Origin of the sequence: Saccharothrix sp. CCNWYY140 (assembly GCF_037401995.1) — a bacterium.
Lineage (GTDB): Bacteria > Actinomycetota > Actinomycetes > Mycobacteriales > Pseudonocardiaceae > Actinosynnema.
The window spans coordinates 22,319-30,012 of the sequence record NZ_JBBEGC010000089.1 but is presented as its reverse complement, the minus strand read 5'-3'; the positions used below and the strand labels follow the sequence as shown (position 1 = coordinate 30,012).

6 protein-coding genes are annotated in these 7,694 nt (G+C 71.2%); 5 read left to right on the top strand and 1 reads right to left on the bottom strand.

Annotated elements, in window-relative coordinates; translation table 11 throughout:
• The first annotated feature begins 475 nt into the window (after positions 1 to 475).
• From WBN91_RS29085 to WBN91_RS29070, 4 genes are all read left to right on the top strand, one after another.
• Positions 476 to 1,408: an ACP S-malonyltransferase gene (locus WBN91_RS29085; protein WP_337727485.1), complete on the top strand. Its 933-nt coding sequence runs from the start codon at positions 476 to 478 to the stop codon at positions 1,406 to 1,408.
• A 3-nt stretch (positions 1,409 to 1,411) separates the two neighbouring features.
• Positions 1,412 to 2,389, top strand: a complete 978-nt coding sequence (locus WBN91_RS29080; RefSeq protein WP_337727486.1) for a beta-ketoacyl-ACP synthase III — start codon at positions 1,412 to 1,414, stop codon at positions 2,387 to 2,389.
• Between the two features lie 61 nt (positions 2,390 to 2,450).
• Entirely contained in the window at positions 2,451 to 2,690 is a 240-nt protein-coding gene (locus WBN91_RS29075; RefSeq protein WP_337727487.1) for an acyl carrier protein, read from the top strand.
• A complete protein-coding gene (locus WBN91_RS29070) occupies positions 2,687 to 3,922 on the top strand; it encodes a beta-ketoacyl-[acyl-carrier-protein] synthase family protein (RefSeq protein ID WP_337727488.1) in 1,236 nt (411 codons plus the stop codon). The genes WBN91_RS29075 and WBN91_RS29070 overlap by 4 nt, the downstream gene beginning before the upstream one ends.
• Positions 3,923 to 4,050: 128 nt before the next feature.
• Here the strand turns inward: WBN91_RS29070 and WBN91_RS29065 are convergent, their stop codons facing one another.
• The gene (locus WBN91_RS29065; protein ID WP_337727489.1) at positions 4,051 to 4,623 is read right to left on the bottom strand and encodes a hypothetical protein; all 573 of its coding nucleotides are present in this window, start codon (positions 4,621 to 4,623) and stop codon (positions 4,051 to 4,053) included.
• A 510-nt stretch (positions 4,624 to 5,133) separates the two neighbouring features.
• Here WBN91_RS29065 and lanKC point away from each other — a divergent pair.
• Positions 5,134 to 7,671 carry a class III lanthionine synthetase LanKC gene (lanKC, locus tag WBN91_RS29060; protein ID WP_337727490.1) on the top strand — a complete coding sequence of 846 codons (2,538 nt, stop codon included), beginning with the start codon at positions 5,134 to 5,136 and terminating at the stop codon, positions 7,669 to 7,671.
• The last annotated feature ends 23 nt before the right edge of the window (positions 7,672 to 7,694 follow it).

The following is a 7,694-nucleotide window of genomic DNA, read 5'->3' as shown; positions in this document are numbered from 1 at the left end:
GGCCATACGGTGGGGGAACCGAGGCCCTCCACTTGTAGGTGACACCTACCGCGCGCTCCGCGCGCGAAGACCGCGCTACGCGCGGAAAAGCCGGGCCGTTCGGGGTTGGTTGGAGCGAGGGCGGTGTGCCTGCTGGCGGGGAGTGCGGTGTGCACGGGCGGTTGCGGTGCGGGTGGCGGCGGCGGTGGCGGCGGTGGCGGTGGCGGTGGCGGTGGCGGTGGCGGTGGCAGCCTCGGCGGGGCCGACGCACGGCGACACAGCACACGGCGGCCACCGGGGCCACCACAGCCACACGGACGGGTGATCACCTGCCACGGTGTGATGGAGAACGCATGTCCCATTTGGTCGGCTATGGGCTGTCCCCGACAACACGTGACGTGGTTCAACGTTCATCCCCGAGTCACTTTTGTAGAGACCCTACAAACCCGTAGTCCTGGTTTCGTCAGCTCCGGCATCCCGCAGGACGGCGGGAAACGTGTTCAGTGAGCGGGTGATCGCGCTGCTCGCCCCCGGACAGGGGTCCCAGACACCCGGCATGCTCGCCCCCTGGCTCGAACTCGAAGGGGCTGGGCAGCGCGTTGCCGCGTGGTCGGAGGCGACTGGGCTGGATCTTGCTCGGCTGGGGACCACTGCCGATGCCGAGGAGATCAAGGACACCGCGATCACCCAGCCGTTGGTCGTGGCGTTGGCGTTGCTCGCGTTCGAGGAGTTGCGGCGGCGGGTCGAGGTGCCGGCCGGGACGATCATCGCGGGGCACTCCGTCGGCGAACTGGCCGCCGCGGCGGTCGCGGGGGTGTTGAGCTCGGACGACGCCGTCGCGCTTGCCGCTGTGCGGGGTGCGGAGATGGCTGCCGCCTGTGCGTTGGAACCCACGGGGATGGCAGCTGTGCTGGGGGGCGAGGAGGCCGACGTGCTGGCTCGGCTCGACGAGCTGGGGCTGGTCGGCGCCAACCGGAACGGGGCGGGGCAGATCGTGGCCGCCGGGCCGTTGTCCGCGTTGGACAAGCTCGTCGAGAACCCGCCGGAGCGCGCGAAGATCCGCAGGCTCCAGGTCGCGGGTGCGTTCCACACCTCCTACATGGCGCCGGCCGAGGATGCGTTGCGGGCCAAGGCCGAAGGCATCGTCGTGGAGGACCCCACGCTGCCGCTGCTGTCCAACGCCGACGGCGCCGAGGTGACCTCCGGCGCCGAGGTGCTGAACCGACTCATCTCGCAGGTCACCCGCCCGGTGCGGTGGGACTCCTGCCAGGCGACCCTGGGCGCGAAGGGCGTGACCGCGGTGGTGGAGCTGCCGCCGGCGGGCGCGTTGACGGGCCTGGCGAAGCGCGAACTGAAGGGCACCCCCACGTTGGCTTTGAAGACCCCCGACCAGCTGGACCAGGTCGTGGCGATGCTCAGGGAGGCCTGACGCATGACCTCCTTCGCCGTCCCCACCGGCCACCCGGGCACCCGCATCGTCGGCCTGGGCAGCTACCAGCCCGACACCGTCGTCAGCAACGACGACCTCGCCAAGATCATGGACACCTCGGACGAGTGGATCCGGGACCGGGTCGGCATCGCGAACCGGCGGTTCGCGGGCAAGGACGAGAAGCTCGTCGACATGGCGGTCGAGGCGGGCGCCAAGGCCGTCGCCGACGCCGGGCTGTCCGCCTCCGACATCGGCGCGGTGCTGGTCGCGACCTGCACCATGCCGTCGCAGATCCCCAACGCCGCCGCCCAGGTGGCCGACCGGATCGGGGTGAAGGCCGCGCCCGCGTTCGACCTGAACGCCGCGTGCGCCGGTTTCTGCTACGCCGTCGGCATGGGCTCGGACCTGGTCCGGGCCGGCACCGCGAAGCACGTCCTGGTGATCGGCGCGGAGAAGCTCACCGACTGGGTGAACCCGACCGACCGGTCCACCGCGATCATCTTCGCCGACGGCGCCGGCGCGGCCGTGATCGGACCCGCCGACGAGGCCCACATCGGCCCGGTGGCGTGGGGCAGCGCGGGCGACCTGGTGGACATGATCCACGTGGCCGACCGCGAGTCGTACATCTTCCAGGAGGGCCAGTCGGTCTTCCGCTGGGCCACCACGCAGATCGCGCCGATCGCGCTGCGGGCCGTGGAACTGGCCGGCATCGACGTGTCCGACGTGGACGTCCTGGTGCCGCACCAGGCGAACCTGCGGATCGTGGAGGCCATCGCGAAGCGCCTGCGCGCCAAGGGTGCCCGTGAAGACCTCGTGATCGCCCGTGACATCGTGGACTCCGGCAACACGTCCTCGGCCTCCATCCCGCTCGCGCTGGACCACATGCGCGCGTCGGGCGAGGTCAAGAGCGGGGACGTGGCACTGCTCGTCGGCTTCGGGGCCGGCCTGTCCTACGCGGGACAGGTCGTCCGACTGCCGTGACCAACCCGAGGACTCCGGTGGGACAGCCCAGCCGGCGGATGCAAGAAGGAAGGGATTTTCAGTGAGCAACGAGGACATCCAGAAGGGGCTCGCCGAGATCGTCGAGGAGGTCGCCGGTGTCGAGGCGGCCGACGTGACGACTGACAAGTCCTTTGTGGACGACCTGGACATCGACTCGCTGTCCATGGTGGAGATCGCCGTGCAGGCCGAGGACAAGTTCGGCGTGAAGATCCCGGACGACGAGCTGGCCAACCTCAAGACCGTGGGCGATGCGGTGAACTACATCGCCAGCAACGCATGACCACTGGCAACGACGTCGTCGTCACCGGGCTGGGTGCCACCACCCCGCTCGGTGGCGACGTCGCCTCCACCTGGGATGCTCTGCTCGCGGGCCGCAGCGGCGTCAAGCCGTTGGAGACCGACTGGGTGGAGCGGTTCGAGCTGCCCGTGCGCATCGCCGCGCAGCTCGCGGTCGAGCCGACCGAGGTGCTGCCGCGCGTCGAGGCGCGCCGGCTGGACCGCTGCGAGCAGGTCGCGGTGGTCGCCGCCCGCCAGGCGTGGGCGGACTCCGGGCTCGGCGAGGACGACGTCGACAAGGAGCGGCTGGGCGTCGTCGTCGGCACCGGCATCGGCGGCGCGATGACCCTGCTGAGCCAGGACGACCTCATCGAGGAGTCGGGGCTGCGCAAGGTGTCCCCGCTGACCGTGCCCATGCTCATGCCCAACGGCCCGGCCGCGCACGTCGGCCTGGACCTGAAGGCGCGGGCGGGCGTGCACGCGCCGGTGTCGGCGTGCGCGTCGGGCGCCGAGGCCCTGGCGTGGGCGTGGCGGATGCTGCGTTCCGGCGAGGCCGACGTGGTCGTGGCGGGTGGCGCGGAAGCGTGCATCACGACGATCACGATGGCGGGCTTCATCCAGGCCCGGACCATGAGCACCCGCAACGACGACCCGACCCGGGCCTCCCGCCCGTTCGACGTCGACCGCGACGGTTTCGTGCTCGGCGAGGGCGCCGGGATCATGGTGCTGGAGCGCGAGGAGTTCGCCCGCGCCCGCGGCGCCCGGATCTACGGCAAGCTGGCCGGCATCGGCACGTCCTCGGACGGCCACCACATCACCGCGGCCGACCCGGAGGGCCTGGGCCAGTCCCGCGCCATCGCGGCGGCCATCCGCACGGCGGGCCTGTCGCCGTCGGACATCGGCCACGTCAACTGCCACGCCACGTCCACCCCGGTGGGCGACGTGATCGAGCCCCTGGCCGTGAAACGCGCGATCGGCGACCACGCGGTCCTGACGGCGCCGAAGGGCAACCACGGCCACCTGCTCGGCGCGTCCGGCGCGGTGGAGGCGATCACGACCCTGCTGTCGGTCCGCGACGGCATCGTGCCGCCCACGCTGAACCTGGAGAACCAGGACCCGAAGGTGCAGCTGGAAGTGGTCACGGGCGAGCCGCGCAAGATCGACCTGGTCGCGGCGGTCAACAACTCGTTCGGCTTCGGCGGCCACAACGTGTCCCTGGTGTTCACCGGCGCCTGACCCCCATCCGTGCCACGACCCCGGGACCACCTGGCCCCGGGGTCGTTCGCTGTCCGCGCCACTCGGGGGTTTCGGCGAGATCGGCGGCGCGCAAGATCAGCAGCGCGAAGGGGCCAGCGTCGACGAGTTCAGCAGGCGGTGAACTGGGAGCTGGAGCCCTCCGTGCCCAAGTCCACCCGCAGCGAGCCCTCCTCCTCCTGCAACGGGTACACCACCCGCCACTGGATGCAGTCCTCCTGCAACTCCGCCGGCGCCTTGGCCACGTCCTGTGTGCTGGTGAACGTCATCATCACCCGCAGTCGCCCCGGCATGACCGTCTCCACCCGGTGCACCTGGATGGTCCCGTCGCGGGAGCTCTCGTAGTCCGACTCCCACCTGATGCGCGGGGTTCGGTTCACGCGCTCGGCTGTCACCGTCTTCGCCCAGGCCTCGTAGTCGTGGGCGTTGATGGCGTCGAAGTACCTCTGCAACACCTCGCGCACGCGTTGGCCGTCCGGGTGCAGGGCCGCGTCGATGCTCAGCTGTACCGCGGACGAGCCCGGCTGGGAGCTGCGGGGCACGGGGGAGGACGCCGACGGCACGGCGATCTGGTCGCCGGCCGCCTGGACGGGGCGTCGGTACGCCTCGCGGGCCAGGACGCCGGCGCCGGCGGTCAGCGCGGCGATCACCAGGACGGTGGGCAGCAGCAACCGGGACGACACGTCCAGAGGGTGCCATATGAGCCCGAACGCGCGGGGTGCCACCCGGACGGAGCAGCCCACTACCCGATCTCTGCGGGTGGTTCAACCACCGCCGACCACCCGAATTCGGTAAACACGAATTTCGGCGTAGATTCCACACCCTATCGGCCGATTAACCCACCGGTTGCCGGAGCAATGTCGGGCACTATCGCCCGATGGGACCAGCCGACACTCCCGGTAACCCGACCGCAAAACGGCGGAAAACAGCACGAAATCCCAGCTAGCGGCCCGAAAAACAATTGAACGAGCCGGTGCCGTTTAGCCGCGACACGCCGGCGAACCCACTCCGACCAGCGCTAAACCTGGCGTTTGGGTGATTCCACCCCACCCGGACGCACGGTCGGTGCGAGTCCGGGCAACACCCGCACCCTCGAACGGCCCAGCGGACTCGCCGGTCTGGCGGATTGGCGGAAAGAGGACCCCCGTGCGGGAATACACCGGTCGAAAGAAATCCTGGGGAAGGGAATTCCGGTGGACCTCCGCTATGAGGCTTACTGCTTCGCGGACCGGCTCTTCTACGACGTGCAAAGCCACGCGGAAACCGCCGTCGACGATTTCTCGCAGGTGCTCCCCGCGCTGCCGGAGGGGTGGTCGGAGACCGACCTCACCATCTGGCGCTACCTCCAGCCCGAGGGCGCGACGATCCCCCGCCAGGGCTGGAAGATCCACGTCTCGGCCACCGTGAAGGACGCCGGCGAGGTGCTCCTGAAGTCCTACGAGTACCTCGTCGCCCGCCGCATCCCCTTCAAGTACCTGCGCACCCAGTCCATCGTCCTGGCCCGCAACTCCAAGTACGCCCCGCGCGAAGCCAGCGGCAAGCTCATCACCGTCTACCCGGCCGACGAGGACCAGCTGGAGACGACCCTGCGCGAGCTGGACACCCTGCTGTCCGGCAGGCCCGGCGCGTACATCCTCAGCGACCTCCGCTACGGCGCCGGCCCCCTCTACGTCCGCTACGGCGGCTTCGTCGAGCAGTGGCTGGAGCTGGACGGCCGCCGCGTGCTGGCCATCGAGGGACCGGACGGCGAACTGGTGCCCGACCAGCGCAAACCCACCTTCACCGTCCCGGAGTGGATCACGCTCCCGGCCTTCCTCGCCGAGCACCTGGCCGCGCGCAAGGCCGGCGACGCCGAGTCCTTCCCGTACCGGGTGACCGGCTCGCTGCACTTCTCCAACGGCGGCGGCGTGTACCGGGCGACCCGCAAGTCCGACGACCTCCCCGTCGTGCTCAAGGAGGCCCGGCCGCACGCCGGCCTCGACCGCGACAACGTCGACGCCGTCGCCCGCCTGCGCCGCGAGCACGACATCCTCACCCGGCTGCGCGGGGTGCCCGGCGTGCCGGAGGCGTACGAGCACTTCACCGCGTGGGAGCACGAGTTCCTGGCGATGTCGCCGGTGCCCGGCCGCCCGGTCGGCCAGTGGCTGGGCCGCCACTACCCGCTCACCCACCACCGGACGACACCCGAGCAGATCGCCGCCTACACCGAGCGGGCGCTCCACATCATCACCAAGGTCGAGGAGATCGTGGCGCGCGTCCACGAGCGCGGTGTGGTGTTCGGCGACCTGCACCCGCTCAACGTGCTGGTGGACGAGGACGACTCGGTCTCCCTCATCGACTTCGAGCTGGCGTCGACCCTGGAGGAGAACCGCAAGCCCACCCTGGGCTCGCCGGGTTTCCAGGCCCCTCCCGACCGCGAGGGGTTCGAGATCGACGAGTACGCGCTGGCCGCGCTGCGGCTGTACCTGTTCCTGCCGCTCAACGCGGTCGTCGAGCTGGCGCCGGTGAAGCTGCGCCACCACGTCGAGACCATCCGCCGCCGCTTCGACCTGCCCGACGAGTACTGCGACCGCATCCTCGACGTCCTCACCCCGCGCGTGGACGTCCCAGCGCCGGCCACCACCCCGCTGGAGGAGCCGCGGCCGGACTGGAAGGTGGTCCGCAAGTCGATCGCCGCCGCGATCCTGGCCAGTGCCACCCCCGACCGCCGGGACCGGCTGTTCCCCGGCGACGTCGAGCAGTTCGAGGTCGGCGGCGCGGGGTTCGCCTACGGCGCGGCCGGGGTGCTGCACGCCCTGGACGCTGCGGGCGAGGGTCGGTTCCCCGAGCACGAGCGGTGGCTGCTGGACAAGGTGCGCCGCGACCCGCCGAAGGAGCCCGGCTTCTACACCGGCGCGCACGGCGTCGCGCACGTGCTGGAGAACTTCGGCTACCACGACGAGGCCGACGAACTGGTCCGCGCCTACCACCCGCTGCTGCCCTCGCTCAAGGACCACGGCCTGAACTCGGGCCTGTCCGGCGTGGGCCTGAACCTGCTGCACTTCGCGTGGACCCGGCAGGACGACGTCCACGCCCACCAGGCGGTGGAGGTCGGCGCGAAGCTGGTCGGGATGCTCGCCGACGCGCCGCCGCCCGGCGACAAGGCCAAGGCGGGCCTGCTGCACGGCTGGTCCGGCCCGGCGCTGCTGTTCACCCGCCTGTTCGAGCACACCGGCGACCGGGCGTGGCTGGACGCGGCGGAACGCGCGCTGGAACGCGACCTCGCCGAGTGCGCCACCGCGCTGGACGGCTCCACCCAGGTCCGCGACGGCAACTTCCGCACCCTGCCCTACGTCGGCATCGGCAGCGCCGGGATCGCGTTGGCGCTCACCGAGTTCGCGCGGGTCGAGCCGGGTGCGCCGTGCGTCGGGCGCCTGCCGGAGCTGGTCGCGAGCCTGACCGGCGAGTTCGTGATCCAGCCCGCGCTGACCCTCGGCCGCGCCGGTCTGCTGGCGACGCTGGCGCACACCGGCGGTCCGCAGGCGGCGATCGAGCAGCACCTGGGCGCCCTGTCCTGGCACGCCGTCCCCTACCAGGAGGGCACGGCGTTCCCCGGCATCCAGCTGCGCCGGCTGTCGATGGACCTGGTCACCGGCGGCGCGGGCGTCCTGCTCGCGCTGGCCTCCGCACTGGACGGCATCCCCGTGCTGCCGTTCCTCCAAGCCCCGGCCCTCGCGGGCCGGTCGCAGTGAATCCCTTCTGTCCCCCCGATTGA